At 33.7% G+C, this 14,961-nt stretch carries 15 protein-coding genes; 9 read left to right on the forward strand and 6 right to left on the reverse strand.

The window, feature by feature from the left end; all coding sequences use genetic code 11:
* Positions 1–54: 54 nt before the first annotated feature.
* The 4 genes from rnjA to H9L18_RS15305 all read right to left on the reverse strand — a co-directional run bounded on the left by rnjA (position 55) and on the right by H9L18_RS15305 (position 2,803).
* Complete coding sequence (rnjA, locus tag H9L18_RS03570; RefSeq protein ID WP_126790965.1) at positions 55–1,728, reverse strand: ribonuclease J1; 1,674 nt, start codon at positions 1,726–1,728, stop codon at positions 55–57.
* 2 nt (positions 1,729–1,730) lie between these two features.
* Positions 1,731–1,946: a DNA-directed RNA polymerase subunit epsilon gene (locus tag H9L18_RS03575; RefSeq protein WP_126790963.1), complete on the reverse strand. Its 216-nt coding sequence runs from the start codon at positions 1,944–1,946 to the stop codon at positions 1,731–1,733.
* Positions 1,947–2,263: 317 nt separating this feature from the next.
* Positions 2,264–2,536 carry a GNAT family N-acetyltransferase gene (locus tag H9L18_RS15300; RefSeq protein ID WP_126790961.1) on the reverse strand — a complete coding sequence of 91 codons (273 nt, stop codon included), beginning with the start codon at positions 2,534–2,536 and terminating at the stop codon, positions 2,264–2,266.
* Positions 2,537–2,803 carry a (4Fe-4S)-binding protein gene (locus tag H9L18_RS15305; protein ID WP_126790959.1) on the reverse strand — a complete coding sequence of 89 codons (267 nt, stop codon included), beginning with the start codon at positions 2,801–2,803 and terminating at the stop codon, positions 2,537–2,539.
* A gap of 188 nt (positions 2,804–2,991) precedes the next feature.
* Here H9L18_RS15305 and H9L18_RS03585 point away from each other — a divergent pair, with 188 nt between their 5' ends.
* From H9L18_RS03585 to H9L18_RS03595, 3 genes are all read left to right on the forward strand, one after another.
* Positions 2,992–3,150: a hypothetical protein gene (locus H9L18_RS03585; protein WP_185847378.1), complete on the forward strand. Its 159-nt coding sequence runs from the start codon at positions 2,992–2,994 to the stop codon at positions 3,148–3,150.
* A 188-nt stretch (positions 3,151–3,338) separates the two neighbouring features.
* Positions 3,339–5,069 (forward strand): ABC transporter ATP-binding protein, encoded by a 1,731-nt coding sequence (locus H9L18_RS03590; protein ID WP_126790957.1) that lies wholly within the window; start codon positions 3,339–3,341, stop codon positions 5,067–5,069.
* Positions 5,066–6,826: an ABC transporter ATP-binding protein gene (locus H9L18_RS03595; RefSeq protein WP_126790955.1), complete on the forward strand. Its 1,761-nt coding sequence runs from the start codon at positions 5,066–5,068 to the stop codon at positions 6,824–6,826. The genes H9L18_RS03590 and H9L18_RS03595 overlap by 4 nt, the downstream gene beginning before the upstream one ends.
* A 47-nt stretch (positions 6,827–6,873) precedes the next feature.
* Here the strand turns inward: H9L18_RS03595 and H9L18_RS03600 are convergent, their stop codons facing one another.
* Positions 6,874–7,635 carry a class I SAM-dependent methyltransferase gene (locus tag H9L18_RS03600; RefSeq protein ID WP_126790953.1) on the reverse strand — a complete coding sequence of 254 codons (762 nt, stop codon included), beginning with the start codon at positions 7,633–7,635 and terminating at the stop codon, positions 6,874–6,876.
* A gap of 81 nt (positions 7,636–7,716) precedes the next feature.
* Between H9L18_RS03600 and H9L18_RS03605 the strand changes: the two genes are divergently transcribed.
* Positions 7,717–8,172, forward strand: a complete 456-nt coding sequence (locus H9L18_RS03605) for a cupin domain-containing protein (RefSeq protein ID WP_126790951.1) — start codon at positions 7,717–7,719, stop codon at positions 8,170–8,172.
* Positions 8,173–8,222: 50 nt separating this feature from the next.
* Here H9L18_RS03605 and H9L18_RS03610 read toward each other — a convergent pair whose 3' ends face one another.
* Positions 8,223–8,576 carry a YxeA family protein gene (locus H9L18_RS03610; protein WP_126790949.1) on the reverse strand — a complete coding sequence of 118 codons (354 nt, stop codon included), beginning with the start codon at positions 8,574–8,576 and terminating at the stop codon, positions 8,223–8,225.
* Positions 8,577–8,717: 141 nt separating this feature from the next.
* Between H9L18_RS03610 and H9L18_RS03615 the strand changes: the two genes are divergently transcribed.
* The 5 genes from H9L18_RS03615 (at position 8,718) to H9L18_RS03635 (ending at position 14,840) form a co-directional block, all read left to right on the forward strand.
* Positions 8,718–8,876, forward strand: a complete 159-nt coding sequence (locus H9L18_RS03615; RefSeq protein WP_185847377.1) for a hypothetical protein — start codon at positions 8,718–8,720, stop codon at positions 8,874–8,876.
* A gap of 203 nt (positions 8,877–9,079) precedes the next feature.
* Positions 9,080–9,787: a DNA/RNA nuclease SfsA gene (sfsA, locus tag H9L18_RS03620; protein WP_126790946.1), complete on the forward strand. Its 708-nt coding sequence runs from the start codon at positions 9,080–9,082 to the stop codon at positions 9,785–9,787.
* A gap of 23 nt (positions 9,788–9,810) precedes the next feature.
* On the forward strand, positions 9,811–10,824 hold the full coding sequence (locus H9L18_RS03625) for a Gfo/Idh/MocA family protein (protein WP_126790944.1): 1,014 nt from the start codon (positions 9,811–9,813) through the stop codon (positions 10,822–10,824).
* A gap of 18 nt (positions 10,825–10,842) precedes the next feature.
* A complete protein-coding gene (locus tag H9L18_RS03630; RefSeq protein WP_126790942.1) occupies positions 10,843–12,153 on the forward strand; it encodes a DEAD/DEAH box helicase in 1,311 nt (436 codons plus the stop codon).
* Between the two features lie 17 nt (positions 12,154–12,170).
* Entirely contained in the window at positions 12,171–14,840 is a 2,670-nt protein-coding gene (locus H9L18_RS03635) for a sigma-54-dependent transcriptional regulator (protein WP_126790939.1), read from the forward strand.
* Positions 14,841–14,961: the final 121 nt, after the last annotated feature.

A 14,961-nucleotide genomic window follows, 5' to 3' on the forward strand; every position in this document is an offset into this window, starting at 1 on the left:
GTTAATAACAAAAAAACAGGGAAATGCAAAGGCATTCTCCTGTTTTGAAATAATCTAGTTAGCTTCAAGAACAACTGGAAGAATCATTGGATGTCTTTCAGTTTGTTCGATTAAGAAAGGTTGGATGGCGTTAATAATAACTTCATTTAACATAGCTTCATCACAATCTTTGTTTTTCAAAGCTTTACGAATGGCATTAAATAAAATTCGTTGTGATTCTTGGATAAGTTCTCCGGATTCTCTCATATAGATAAATCCACGAGATAAGATGTCTGGACCAGCCACAATTGTTTGAGTTTCATAGTTAACTGTTGCAACAGCTAAAACCAAACCATCTTCAGAAAGAATACGACGATCTTTTAAGACGATGTTGCCAATATCACCAATACCGCTACCATCTACATAAACATCATCTGCATTAAAATGACCAGCTTTTCTAGCACTTTCAGCAGTTAAAGCTAAGACATCTCCATTTTCTAAGATATAGCAGTTTTCTTTTTTAACGCCTGTTGCTTGAGCAGATTGTGAATGTACATTTAACATTCTGTATTCACCGTGAACAGGGATAAAATATTTTGGTTTAAGTAAGCGAAGTAATAATTTTTGTTCTTGTTGGCCGCCGTGACCAGAAGTATGAATATTATTAACTTTACCATGAATCACGTTAGCACCAGCTTCTGAAAGTAAGTTAATCAAGCGATTAACACTTGTTGTGTTTCCAGGAATTGGAGAGCTTGAAAAAATAACTGTATCATCAGGCTGAATTGCAATTTGGCGGTGAGTTCCATTAGCAATACGACTTAAGGCAGCCATTGGTTCACCCTGAGAACCCGTACATAAAATCATGATTTCATTAGCTGGATAATTATTGATTTCTCGACTATCAATAAACGTATCGTCTGGTACATTGATGTAACCTAATGCACGACCATTAACCATTGCGTTTTCCATACTACGACCGAAAACAGCAATTTTACGACCAGTTTTAACAGCAGCTTCTGCTGTTTGTTGTAATCTGAAAATATTTGAAGCAAATGTAGCAAATATGACACGGCCTTCAACTTTTTCAATAATTCTTAAAATTGAATCGCCAATAACTTTTTCAGATTTGGTAAAATCAGGCACTTCAGCATTCGTGCTATCTGATAATAAACAAAGAACGCCTTCTTCTCCAAGTCGAGCCATTTTATGTAAATCAGCAGGCTCACCGACAGGAGTAAAATCAAATTTAAAGTCACCAGAATAAACAATATTACCAGAAGGTGTTTTAACAATTACACCGTTTGCTTCTGGAATACTATGAGTTGTGCGATAAAAACTTACTGATGTTTTTCTGAATTTAATAACAGAATCCTCGTTGACTTCATGTAATTCAGCATCACGAAGTAAACCATGTTCGTCTAGTTTGTTACGAATAAGAGCCATAGCAAGAGGGCCTGCATAAATCGGAATATTAGCTTGTTTTAATAGAAATGGAACGCCACCAATATGATCTTCGTGTCCATGGGTAATTACTAAAGCTTTCACTTTAGAAAGATTTTTAAGGATGTATTGATAGTCAGGAATAACATAATCAATTCCTAATAAATCGTCTTCTGGGAATTTGATACCAGCATCAATGATGATGATTTCATCTTGAAATTGGACCCCATACATATTTTTCCCAATTTCACCAAGTCCACCGATGCCAAATACACCTGTTTCATTGTTTTTTATTTGAACTTTCATAACTAGTCAAACTCCACAAGTTTGAAATCAGCATTTTCTTTTTCGTAGTCTAAGTGATTTCCTTCAAGTGCTTGAATTAGTTCAATATTATAGGGTGTATGTTGCTCAATTATTTTTCTAGCTTCAACAGGTGTTTCTGCCTCAATGTATAGGGATACAGTTTTCTCTCTTTGGGGACTACGTGCTTTGTCTTCTTGATAATATACTTTAAAAATCATATAAAAATCTCCTTCAATAGTTTTTAGTGAGTTAATTTATTTTTAAACGCAACAAACTGAGGTGTAAAATACACCTATTTTTGTCATATGGTTAGCCTTAAAGAAATCTTCAAAGTAACATGAAACCTTGTTTTGTTTCATTATAAAAGAAATAAATTCACCGTCTCGTGTGTGGAGTTGTATTCTCCAACAATTAGGTACATTCTATCATATACCGCGAGCATTGTATAGAATCATTAACTCATGTAAAGGCTTTAAATAATATACGAGTAAACTAAAAAGAGCCGAGGATTATAGTCCTCAGCTCTTTTTTAAGTTTAATGTAAAACATCTTGATATTCTTTTTTTCGATCAAATTCTTTTTTAGCAAAAGGACAAAGTGGTATAACTTTTTTACCATTTCGACGTGCATAATCAACACCTAGAGAGACTAATTTTTCAGCAATTCCTTGACCACGATGATTATCATCAACAAAAGTATGGTCAATAATGATTAAGCTTTCACCAGCATTTGACCAAGTCATTTCACCAATTTCTTGTTTGTTGTCATCTAAAACAACAAAACGAGTTTCTTCTTCAATATAGTTCATTTAGGCAGTCTCCTTTTTAATATACTTTAGTGCACCAGTAGGGCATGAGTTAAGAACGCGTTCATTTGATTTAGTTTCACCGTTATCAGCTATAATCCACGGACGTCTACCAACTTCAAAAACATCAGGATTTCCTCGAACACAGTTTCCAGCATGTTCACAAATTTGCTGATTGTAGTAGATATCCATTTCTTTACCGGAATACTTACGATATCCAGCGTCTAGTAATTCTTTTTCAGGTACATTTGCTTCATTGATATTTGACATAAGAGTTTATTCCTTTCAAGAAAATATATTGAGAATTAAGTATAACATAAAAATAAAACATCTGCTTCCTTTTAGTAAGTTAAATATTTCTTAAATTTTTCGTAAAAACTTAAGAATATCTTAAAAACTAAACAGTAAAATTAAATTAGAATAGTAGGATGAACAAATAATAGAAAGGAAGATGGACGATGCTAAAATTAATTGTATTTGGCACATTGATTAACTTTGCTATTTTCTTTAAATTTGGTCCCGGACTATCAGGCATTAATGTTTTATTTACAATTGGATTACTCGGTATTTTATATGATTTGATAAGAGAAAAGAAACAAGCAATAAGAAATGAATAGATAGAAAAGATTGGCATTTTTAGGAGCCAATCTTTTTTTGTCTTGAGAAAATCTAGTAGTTCAGGTTTTAAGCGACAAATAGCAAAACTGTCGCTTAAAAAAGGACAGTAAAACTGGGGCTTTTATTAAAAAAATGTGGTATGTTATAAAATAGCAACATATGTTCATAATAGATAGGAGATGATTAAGTGAAAACAATGTGGCATTATGCCATGCGACAAAAAGGCTTACTAGCAATCAATATAGTTTGCGTATTTGGATTTATTATTATTGAATTAGGGTTGCCAACACTACTAGCTAAAATGTTAGATGTGGGAATCGTTAATAGTGATTTTGAATATGTTAAAAAGATGGGTACCTATATGATTGCAACAGTCCTTGTAGGGATTGTCCTCTACATTGGATTAGCCGTAGTCGGTGCAAGAATCAACACACGTCTTGTTCAACAAATGAGAAACGATATGATGGAGAATATGCAACGTTTTTCTCATCAAGAATATGAAAAATTAGGTATATCTTCTCTTATCACTCGTACAACAAATGATGCGTTTCAAGTGATGACATTTATGGGAATGATTTTAAGAATCGGCTTTATCACTCCTTTTATGTTTATCTCAAGTATTGTGATGATTGTTAGAACAAGTCCTTCATTAACAGCGTTTGTTATTGGAGCATTGCCATTTTTACTTGGCGGAATTATTGTTATAGGTAAGCGTTCAGAACCTTTATCTAGATTACAACAAAAAAATCTCGATAATATCAATATGATTTTAAGAGAAAATTTAACGGGACTACGAGTTATTCGAGCTTTTGTTAATGAAAAATTTGAAGAAAAACGTTTTGATCGTGTGAACCGTGATTACACTGAAAGTTCTAAAAAATTATTTAAATTAATGGCTTCAGCTCAACCGGCCTTTTTCTTTTTATTTAACATTGTTATGGTATTAGTTATTTGGTTTGGTAGTGTTCAAATTGATGGTGGTAACTTAGAAGTAGGTAATTTAATTGCTTTTATTGAATATATTTTCCACGCGCTATTCTCATTCTTGCTTTTTTCTACGGTATTTATGATGTATCCTCGAGCAGCTGTCTCTGCCGGTCGTGTCCAAGAAGTACTAGACATGGAACCTTCTATCTCAAGTCCTGAAAATGGTGTTACTGAAACAAAAACAAATGGTGTACTAGAATTTAAAGATGTGTCATTTGCTTATCCAGGAAACTCAGAAAGTCCAGTTATTCGGAATGTCTCGTTTACAGCTAATCCAGGTGAAACGGTTGCCTTTATTGGAAGTACGGGAAGTGGAAAATCTACTTTAATTCAGTTAATTCCAAGGTTTTATGATGTTTCAAGAGGGTCTATTTTAATTGATGGAGTAGACGTTAGAGATTACGATCTATCAGCTTTACGTGACAAAATTGGTTACATTCCTCAAAAAGCTTTACTGTTTTCTGGAACAATTGAAGATAACTTAAGATACGGAAAACCAGATGCAACTGAAAGAGAGATGCGGGAAGCAATTGATATCGCACAAGCAACAGAATTTATTTCTCAAAAAGAGAAAGGGTTAGAAGAACCGATTTCAGAAGGGGGCTCTAACTTCTCAGGTGGACAAAAACAACGTTTAGCAATTGCTAGAGCGTTAATTAGAAAACCAGCTATTTATGTATTTGATGATAGTTTTTCAGCACTTGATTACAAAACAGATGCCACTTTAAGAAATAGATTAAAGAAAGAAACGACAGAATCTACAGTGTTAATCGTGGCACAACGTGTGAGTACGATTATGCATGCTGATAAGATTGTTGTATTAAACGAAGGCGATGTCGTTGGTATTGGAACACATCATGATTTATTAAAATCATGTTCTATTTACTATGATATAGCCTCATCTCAATTAACAGAGGAGGAGTTAGCATGAAAAAATCAACTGGTTCTTTAAACAGACTTTATGCCTACATCTCTCCTTATAAGCTTCATTTTTTCTCAGCCATTTTTATGACTATTATTGCTATTGTTTTAAATGGGATTTTACCTTGGGTGACAGGATTACCGACCACTCGAATAGCTCAAAATGTGAAAAATGGAGAGTCTGTTGATTTTACCTATATTGGAAAAATCATAGTCATTTTACTTCTCATTGGGACAGCCTGGAGTATAGCAAGTTTCTTAGCTCAAATGTTTATGACAAATGTTGTCCAACATTCAATGCGTGATTTAAGACAAGATTTGGATAAGAAAATTAATCGCTTGCCAGTCTCTTATTTTGATAAAAATCAATTTGGAGATGTTTTATCTCGTATCACAAATGACGTGGATGCAGTGAGTAATGCGATGCAACAAAGTTTTATCGCGATTATTAACGCTATTTTAGGAATTGTGATGGCAATTGTTGCAATGTTAATGATCAACATAAAATTAGCGATGGTCGTTATGGTAATTATTCCTCTATCCATTATTATTTCAAAAATTGTGGTTAATATTTCTCAACGTTACTTTAAGAAGCAACAAGATTCTTTAGGTGATTTGAATGGTTTCGTACAAGAAAATCTAACAGGATTTAACGTATTGAAATTATATGGACGAGAAGAACAAACGATATCTGATTTTAAAGAAGTAAATGGTAACTTAGCTAAAAATGGTTTTAAAGCAGCTGCTTTATCAGGCTTGATGATGCCGTTAGTTAATCTAACAGCTTATAGTGCTTATATTGGTGTTGCTGTGTTAGGTTCTTATTATATTATCCAAGGCGTTTTATTACTTGGTAACTTACAAGCGTTCATTCAATACGTATGGCAAGTGAGTCAACCAATGGGACAAATTACCCAATTGTCTTCAGTGATTCAAAGTGCTTCTGCTGCTACAAAACGTGTGTTTGAAATCATGGATGAACCAGAAGAAATCTTAAATGAACAAGATATTCCTTTACCAGAAAAAATTGAAGGTAATGTAACATTTGAAAATGTATCATTTAGTTATGATCCTCAAAAACCGTTGATTCAGAACTTAAATATTGAAGTGAAAAGTGGACAGACTGTTGCGGTAGTCGGACCAACGGGTGCAGGGAAAACAACTCTTATTAATTTGTTGATGCGTTTTTATGATGTGACAGAAGGTTCTATTAAGATTGATGGTATTGATACAAAGGCAATGAATCGTAGTGATGTTCGTTCTCTTTTTGGAATGGTTCTACAAGATGCTTGGCTATATAATGACAGCATCTCAGAAAATATTCGTTTTGGTAAGTTAGATGCAACTGATTATGAGGTTGTTGATGCAGCAAAAACCGCGAATGTGGATCATTTCATTCGAACAATGCCTGATGGTTATAATATGGCAATTAATGAAGAAGGGGACAATGTGTCTCTTGGTCAAAAACAGCTACTAACTATTGCTCGTGCTGTTATCTCAGATCCTAAAATTCTGATTTTAGATGAAGCAACTAGTTCTGTGGATACTAGATTAGAAGGTTTGATTCAAAAAGCAATGGATCGTGTGATGGAAGGTAGAACGAGTTTTGTAATTGCCCATCGTCTATCAACCATTCGTGACGCTGATTTAATTCTTGTGATGGATCAAGGACAAATCATCGAACAAGGAAATCACGAAACATTAATAGCTAAAAAAGGCTTCTACGAAAAACTGTATAATAGCCAGTTCCAAGAAGAAGCAGAGTAAAACAATAAGGTGAGTATAAAAATAGAGACTGACGAAAATGTCGGCCTCTATTTTTTTATTGCCTCAAAGGTAATAGTTTGATTGCTATCAACAGGATGAACATCAAATTCATAATCTGAAGAGATACTAATATCTTGAAAGCCTACTTTTTCGAGTATTAACTTAAATTCATTTAAACCATACCATCGAAGTAAAAATTGTTGTAGCTCTTGTTTAACTAGCACGCCCTCAACCCATTTAGCATAAGTTAGATGATAGATAGTGTGTTGTTTTAACCAATCAATTTCAACAATTTTTTTCTCATAAGTAATTAGTTCTTTTGAAGAGATGGGGAAACTATTGGTAGAAGACTCCCCAAGTTCTGGATAAAAAGGTAAATCTAAGTCAATAATAATTTTGCCGTTAGGTTTTAAATGACGATGAAAGTTCTCTAAAACTTGATTGGCAAGTTCTTCTGTTTGAATCAAGCAAAATGTAGAAGTCGGCATAATGATTGCATCATAATAGTTATCACTAATTGAAAAGAAAGCCAAGTCATCTTGATAAATAGCAGTAGTTAAGTGGTGTGCAGATAAGTTTTTTTGACAAGCGTCTAACATGTCTTTTGACTGATCAATTCCTTCTATATGAAATCCCTCTTCCAGTAAAGGAATCAGCATACGTCCACTCCCAACTCCAGCTTCAAGAATTCGACCTGTTACTCCTTCAAGTCGCTCCATATAGTAGTCGATGTCTCCGTTTAAAGAAGCTCCTGCGGGTTTAGTTAATTCGTAAACAGTTGTGGCTAATTCGCCGTAATGATTGTACATAAGATTCACCTTCTTTTGATTTCCTTTTATTGTAACCTATCTTTGTGAGATAATTAAGAAAAAGAATTGAGGAGAGTTTCTATGCAGATACTAAACATGAATGAGTTGCCTGAAGGAGTCGAGGTTAATTACTTAGACAAAGCAAGGACTGCTTATCTAGGAAAAGCAGCTGGTAGTGAAAAGATGTATGTTAACATCGATAAAATAGAGCCTGGACAAAAAAGTTGTAAATATCATAGTCATGCAAGGCAAGAAGAATTCTTTTTAATCTTAAAAGGTGCAGCAACTTTGAGATATGATGGTGAAGAATATCTGGTTAAAAAAGGCGATTTTGTAGCAAAACCAGCTGGGAAACAACATGCTCATCAATTTATTAATAGTGGAGAGGAGGTTCTAGAAATATTAGATGTAGGCTTAAATGTAGCTAATGATATCACGTATTACCCAGATGAGGCAGTTTATTATTTACCTGACGAGGAAAAAGTTTTTTCAGAACAAGGTGAGTTGAAAGAGTGGACATCAGAACCAAATGAATAAAAAAGCAGATGGCTAGTTGTTAGAAATTTTAACAAAAGTCATCTGTTTTTTTATAAGCGATCTAGCTCGTTCTTTATGTCAGAAGGAACGTCTTTGATTTCTTCTAATGAAGTGACACCTTCTTCTTGGCTAAACTTAACTTTTAGATAAGTATCTTTTTTAAATGGTTGATTTTCCACTGAATCAATTTCAACTTTTTTAGAAACGCTAGGAGATTTATAGCTTTCTAATTGGTAGCGGTATCGATTGAATGTTTCACCGTCTTCTTTTTTTAAGGTAATCGGTTCTCCTTCTGTTACTACTTTTGTGTAATACTCCTCTGTTCTATGATAGTTGTCATAAGTATAATAACCAGCTGTTGCCACTACTATGATTAAAAAAGAAGCAATCAGTCCCTCTTTCATGATGTCATATCCTCTCTTGTGTTTTCTTAAGTTTATTATCAGCTAAAATTAAGCAATTAACGACAAGCCTTAGATTGAAAATTCTCTACAACTTTGGATGTAAAAGAAAATGTTATAATCAATTTAAGGAGTTGTTGGATAGTGAAAAAACGATTTTTAAAATGGACAAGCTTTTTACCAATGAGTGTTGTCTTTATTTATTTTTTATTTGATATATATCTAACATTAAAAGATATAGAAGGGCCAATGTTTATCGATAATTATGCTAGTCCTAACAATGGAAATGTAATGGAGCAATGACAGGCGCTAGTTTTCTAGTTCTTGTCATGTTGATCGATAATTTTTTATTTAAAAAGAAAAAAATAAAGTTACTTTTTTCTTCAGATAATAGAGAATATCTTATTGGAGTTCTAGTGATGTTAAGTATCTTTATTATAGAAAACCTAGTTATTATTCGATTTATAATTAATAATAAATTAGTATAAAAAGTAAGGAGCAAAGAGATGGCTGAATATGCTGGAATTGAAATCGTAACCTTTAAAGAAAGACAAAATAGATTTATCGCTACTTGCATAAAAGACACTGGTGAGGAGATTATTACTCATGTCAAAAATACTGGAAGATGTAAAGAACTACTAATACCAGGCGTTCAAGTGGCTGTTAATTTTCAAGATAAAGCAACAAGAAAAACTAAGTATGATTTAGTATCTGTCAAAAAAGAGGGAGCTTGGTTCAATATTGACAGTCAACTACCTAATGACTTAGTTGAAGAAGGTATCAAGCAAAATCTGATAAAATTTGCTATACTAAGGGGCAAAGTGACGGATCTAAAAAGAGAGTTCACGTATAAAGATTCAAGAATTGATTTTTTAATTGAAACTGATTTAGGAGAAAAGCTACTAGTTGAAGTAAAAGGAATGACCTTAGAAGCTGATAGAATAGGCTCATTTCCAGATGCCCCGACGTTAAGAGGTCTTAAACATGTAGAAACATTAATTGACGCAAACGAAGATGGCTATTTAAGAGCTGTGCTATTTGTGGTTCAATTTGAAAGTATTGATGTGGCGACTATTAATAAAGAGATGCAGCCTGATTTGCAAGCTGCCTTTCAAAAGGGTATGGAACAAGGGCTAGAAGTATTAGCTTATAATTGTCATGTTACTCCTGATGAAGTAGTCATTAAAGAACAAGTCCCATTTAAATTATTGTAGGAAATAGAAAGGTTGAGTTACTTATGTTAAATTTAGGAATTATTGGAACAAATTGGATTACCCACGAATTTGTAGGCGCAGCAACCACAAGTGGCGAGTATCAATTAAGCGCAGTCTATTCAAGAAATGAAGACAAAGCAAAAGAATTTGCAAGTAAATATCCTAATGCTAAAAGTGTGATTGCCTCAACCGATCTTGTTGAGTTTTTTCATCTAGAAGAAATCGATGTTATTTATATTGCTTCTCCCAATAGTTTGCATTATGAACAAGCCAAAGGTGCTATTGAAGCTGGAAAACATGTCATCGTTGAAAAACCAGCTGTTTCAAGATTAGAGGAATTAGAAGAATTAATTGATTTGGCTGAAGAAAAAGAAGTGTTTTATTTTGAAGCGGCTAGACATATCCATGAAGAAAACTTTGAACGAGTGGCTGTCATGTTAAAAAACAGAGAGGATATCTTAGGTGCCAACCTAAATTTCATGAAATACTCTTCTCGTTATGATGCCGTTTTAAGAGGTGAAGAACCAAATATCTTCTCACCAAAATTCTCAGGTGGTGCGTTGATGGACTTAGGTGTCTACCTTGTTTATACAGCTATTAGCTGGTTTGGAAAACCAAAAGAAAGTTTTTACTTTAACCAAAAATTACCGACAGGCGTTGATGGACTAGGAACAATGATTTTCAGATATGACGGCTTTGATGTGACGATGATGACAGGGAAAAATGCCGATAGTTACTTACCTTCTGAAATCTATTTAAGTGATAGCACTATTTGTTTAGATGCTATTAACTCAATCCAAGAAATTAAAGTAAAAAAACGTGAAGACAAAGAATTAATCGAATTAAGTTACGGTGAAGCAAATTCAGAAAACCCAATGATTGAAGAAGCTATCGCATTTAGCGAAGTCATCAATCAACCAATGAGTGTTAAACAACAAAAGAGATACCAAGATTGGATTCAATTAGCTAAAGAAGTTCACTGTGTAATGGAGTCATTGAGAAAACAAACAGGCATCGTTTTTGATGCAGATAAATAAAAATTAGGAGTAACAGTCATGACAATGATAGAAAATTTGCCTAAAGAGTGGCAAGAAAAATGGGTCGAAAAAAAGTTTAAAGACCCAAGTTTGATTCAAGAAAAGATGTATGAACCTTTAAGCAGTGGAAAAAGTGTGTTAGGTATTTCACCGACAGGATCAGGAAAAACGTTGGCATATCTTCTTCCTCTAATGCAACAAATAAAAAAAGGAGAAGGCAATCAGTTATTAATTTTACTGCCTTCTCAAGAATTAGCTTCCCAAGTAGCAGATGTAACCAGAGAGTGGATTAAACCTTTAGAGTTAAACATTCAAACGATTATTGGTGGAGCTAATATTAGTAGACAAATTGAACGTTTGAAGAAACGTCCAGAAGTATTAGTTGGAACACCCGGACGAGTATTAGAGCTGATTAAAGCTAAAAAAATCAAAGCTCATTTAATCAACTGTTTAGTTTTAGATGAGGTAGATGATTTAGTTTCTCAAGAAGATTATAATGCTGCAAAAAGTGTAATGAAAACTGTTTTAGCAGATACTCAAGTAGTTGCTGTTTCTGCTACAGGTCAAGTGATTTTACCTGAAATCGACCAGTTATTTAGAACAGCGCCAGAGGTAATCGATGTAACAGAAACAGATGACACCAAAGGAACCATTAAACATTCTTATATCATTACACCAACTAGAAAACGCTCAGACACATTAAGACGATTGGCTCATGTGGAAGGCTTTAAAGGGTTAGTCTTTTTCAACCAATTAAGTGAGTTAGGAGTTGCTTCAGAAAGACTAGATTATCTAGGGATTGAGCACCGAACTCTTGCTTCTGATCAACATCAGACAGAGCGAAAACGAGCTATTGAAGACTTCGAAAATAATAAAGTCGCTCTTTTATTAACAACTGACATTGGAGCTAGAGGGTTAGATTTTTCTGATTTACATTATGTGGTGCAATATGATTTAGCTCTTCATGCAGAAAATTATATCCATCGTTCTGGTCGAGTTGGACGAATGGGTAAACCTGGTGAAGTGATTAGTTTAATCAACGAACGAGACGTAAGAATTTTAAGAAAAATTACGAATAGTTTAAATCGTGATTTAACGGAAACTTTTGTGAGTCATGGTCAATTAGTTGATGAAAAAATTGAAAGCTCACAGGTAGAAGAAGAGCCTAAAAAAGAATCTAAAAAAGAAACGAAAAAAGTAGAATTGCCTGTTTCAAAAAGTGGCGAGCTAAAAATGAAACCAAAAGAACCCAAAAAAGAACAGCCTAAGAAAAAGAAGAAAAAAAATAGAACAAATCGTAATAAAAATAAAGGGGCTAGTTGGAAATAGGCATTAGGGGGATAAATATGTCTAGTAGAAAAAAACAAATTTATGCAGCACTAGAAAAAGCAAAAGAACCACTTAGTGCTACAGAAATAGCTGAAAATTTAGAACTTGATCGAAGTAATGTGAGTCGTCATCTATCTGAATTATTTAAAGAAAAGAAAATAGATCGAATTGAAGGACGTCCTGTTTTATACCAAATAAAACAGGACGTAAGCTCGCAAGAAGAATCTAAATTACTTTCTTTTAATCACTTAGTTGGAAAAGAAGAGTCTTTAAAAATTCCCATTCAGCAAGCACAAGCTGCCATGCTATACCCACCAAAGGGTCTGCATACGATTCTTTTTGGTGAAAGCGGAACAGGTAAGTCTTTATTTGCTGAGTGTATGTATGAGTTTGGACTTACTTCAGAAAGTTTGTCAAAGGAAGCACCATTTATTTCCTTTAACTGTGCCGATTATGCTCAAACCCCACAACTTTTATTTAGTCATATTTTTGGAGTAAAAAAAGGGGCATTTACAGGAGCTGAGCAAGATAAACCTGGTTTGATTGAAAAGGCAAATGGTGGCATTCTATTTTTAGATGAGATTCACCGCCTACCACCAGAAGGGCAAGAGATGCTTTTTACCTTTATCGATAAAGGGGTGTACCGTCCATTAGGAGAGAGCTCGAAAACCTATGAAGCGTCTGTTCAAATTATTGGTGCGACAACGGAAAATTCAGACGTTTTTCTGGCAACCTTTAATCGTCGTATCCCAATGAGTATTACCTTACCGCCTTTAAGTAATCGAACTTTGGATGAACGCTTTGAAATCGTGACGCTCTTTTTAAATCAGGAAGCAAGCAGATTAAAGAAGAAAATAGTAGTAGAAAAAGATGTTTTATTAGCATTCATGTTGTATGACACAGAAGGTAATATTGGACAAGTAAAGCGTGATTTGAAATTAGTTTGTGCTAAAGCTTTCCTACATCATCGAACTAATGGAACACCGCATCTAAGCGTTGGTGTAAGTGATTTACCACTACCAGTTCAAAAAGGTTTACTGAAAGTGAAAGAAATTAGTGAACGAACAGATCATTTCTTTGATGCAGCAGCTAGAGAGTTAACCTTTGAACCTGGTGCTAAAAATGTCGTTTGGACTCAAGACACGACTCAAAATATGGATGTCTACTCAACGATTGAAGATAAAGTATCTTCTTTATCTAAAGTTGATTTAGAAACCATTGATTTAGAACAGTTGATAGAGCAGAACTTAAATGAATACTTTGAAGTTTACGTTAATGAATTATCAAGAAACGATATTCATCAAGAATTAATTGAACCTAAAATCTGGAAATTAACAGATGAACTTTATAATATCGCAGAAGAAAAATTAGATCGAACATTTAATGAGAGAACTAGATTCACTTTTTCAATGCATTTACAAAGTACCATTGAGCGAATTAGAAATGGCAAAATGATTGTTCATCCTAATCTAAATGAAGTTAGAAAAAAATACTTAACAGAATTTCAAGTGGCCATTGAATTATCAAGCCTGATTGAAAAAGAGTGTGGTGTGGATATTCCCTTTGATGAGATTGGGTTTATTACCATGTTTTTAACTTTAGATATCAGTGATGACATCGAAAAACAAGATAATAAAGTTAAAGTATTCCTTTTAATGCACGGAAAGTCAACAGCATCAAGTATGTTGGAAGCGGTTCAAGACTTGTTGGGGATTGAATCAGGCGTAGCTTTTAACATGCCGCTGACGATGGAAGTCACTCAAATGTACGAGCAAGTTAAAAATTACGTAAATCAAAATAAAGAAGAGCTGACTAGTGGTATTTTGATTTTAACGGATATGGGCTCTTTAAATACGTTTAGCCATATGTTGACAGAAGAGACAGGGATTGTCACCAAATCGATTTCGATGGTATCAACTCTTGTTGTGCTTGAATCAGTTAGAATGGCCAGTGTCGGCCGTAGTTTAAAGGAAATCTACCAAAATATTCAAGTTTCTTTTGAATCAGCAGTTCACGGACAATTTAGAACTAATCAAACATTGAAAAAGGCTGTTGTTGTTACTTGTTTTACTGGAGAGGGCGTTTCAAATAAATTAGCAGAACGCATTAAACCAGTTATGGAGACAGAAGAAATCCAGATTATTCAAATGCAATTTCTTGAAAAAGCAGCTTTTAGAAATCGAATAGATGATTTGATGGATACTTATGAAATCAAAGCAATCGTGGGAACAGTCGATATTGATTACCAAAATATTCCCTTTTTCTCAGCCTATGATATTTTTAAAGAAGACCAACTAACTCGTTTGAGACAATTAGTTAGTAAGGAAATATCTGTTAGTGAGTTGTCACATTCATTAGAAGGTGCGATAAAAAGTGTGCCATCTCTTTATGCTTTGTTAGAAGAGACAAAACAGGTAACTGAAAAAATCGAAAAAGATTTAGCTTTGGTTCTTGAACCAGGAGTTGATATGGGAATTTTTCTTCATTTAACTTTCCTAGTGGATAATTTATTAACAGACAAACATCAACGTTTATTTAATGAACTAGAACAATTTAAAAAGACTCATCGTTACGAAGTTGATATTGTTAAAATGAACGTAATTGTTTTGGAGAAGAAATATAAAATAGAAATACCAGAAGATGAAGTAGCTTACCTAACTGAAATGTATTTAAACAATAAAATTTAAGAATAAGATAACAAAGATTACGTCTATTGTAATGTTTGTTATCTTTTTTTATTGCACTTAATAAAACTTAAGAAATAAAACATGCTTTGTTAACACTTAAGCAAAGAATATTGGGTACAAT

Source organism: Vagococcus carniphilus (genome assembly GCF_014397115.1).
Classification (GTDB): domain Bacteria; phylum Bacillota; class Bacilli; order Lactobacillales; family Vagococcaceae; genus Vagococcus; species Vagococcus carniphilus.

Bases quoted from the DNA above. Each gene is read 5' to 3' on its own strand.
- H9L18_RS03610 (WP_126790949.1), bottom strand. From the start codon at position 8,576: ATGAAAGAGGGACTGATTGCTTCTTTTTTAATCATAGTAGTGGCAACA.
- H9L18_RS03600 (WP_126790953.1), bottom strand. From the start codon at position 7,635: ATGTACAATCATTACGGCGAATTAGCCACAACTGTTTACGAATTAACT.
- H9L18_RS03625 (WP_126790944.1), top strand. From the start codon at position 9,811: ATGTTAAATTTAGGAATTATTGGAACAAATTGGATTACCCACGAATTT.
- H9L18_RS03635 (WP_126790939.1), top strand. From the start codon at position 12,171: ATGTCTAGTAGAAAAAAACAAATTTATGCAGCACTAGAAAAAGCAAAA.
- H9L18_RS03595 (WP_126790955.1), top strand. From the start codon at position 5,066: ATGAAAAAATCAACTGGTTCTTTAAACAGACTTTATGCCTACATCTCT.
- H9L18_RS15305 (WP_126790959.1), bottom strand. From the start codon at position 2,803: ATGTCAAATATCAATGAAGCAAATGTACCTGAAAAAGAATTACTAGAC.
- H9L18_RS03605 (WP_126790951.1), top strand. From the start codon at position 7,717: ATGCAGATACTAAACATGAATGAGTTGCCTGAAGGAGTCGAGGTTAAT.
- rnjA (WP_126790965.1), bottom strand. From the start codon at position 1,728: ATGAAAGTTCAAATAAAAAACAATGAAACAGGTGTATTTGGCATCGGT.
- sfsA (WP_126790946.1), top strand. From the start codon at position 9,080: ATGGCTGAATATGCTGGAATTGAAATCGTAACCTTTAAAGAAAGACAA.
- H9L18_RS03585 (WP_185847378.1), top strand. From the start codon at position 2,992: ATGCTAAAATTAATTGTATTTGGCACATTGATTAACTTTGCTATTTTC.
- H9L18_RS03575 (WP_126790963.1), bottom strand. From the start codon at position 1,946: ATGATTTTTAAAGTATATTATCAAGAAGACAAAGCACGTAGTCCCCAA.
- H9L18_RS03630 (WP_126790942.1), top strand. From the start codon at position 10,843: ATGACAATGATAGAAAATTTGCCTAAAGAGTGGCAAGAAAAATGGGTC.
- H9L18_RS15300 (WP_126790961.1), bottom strand. From the start codon at position 2,536: ATGAACTATATTGAAGAAGAAACTCGTTTTGTTGTTTTAGATGACAAC.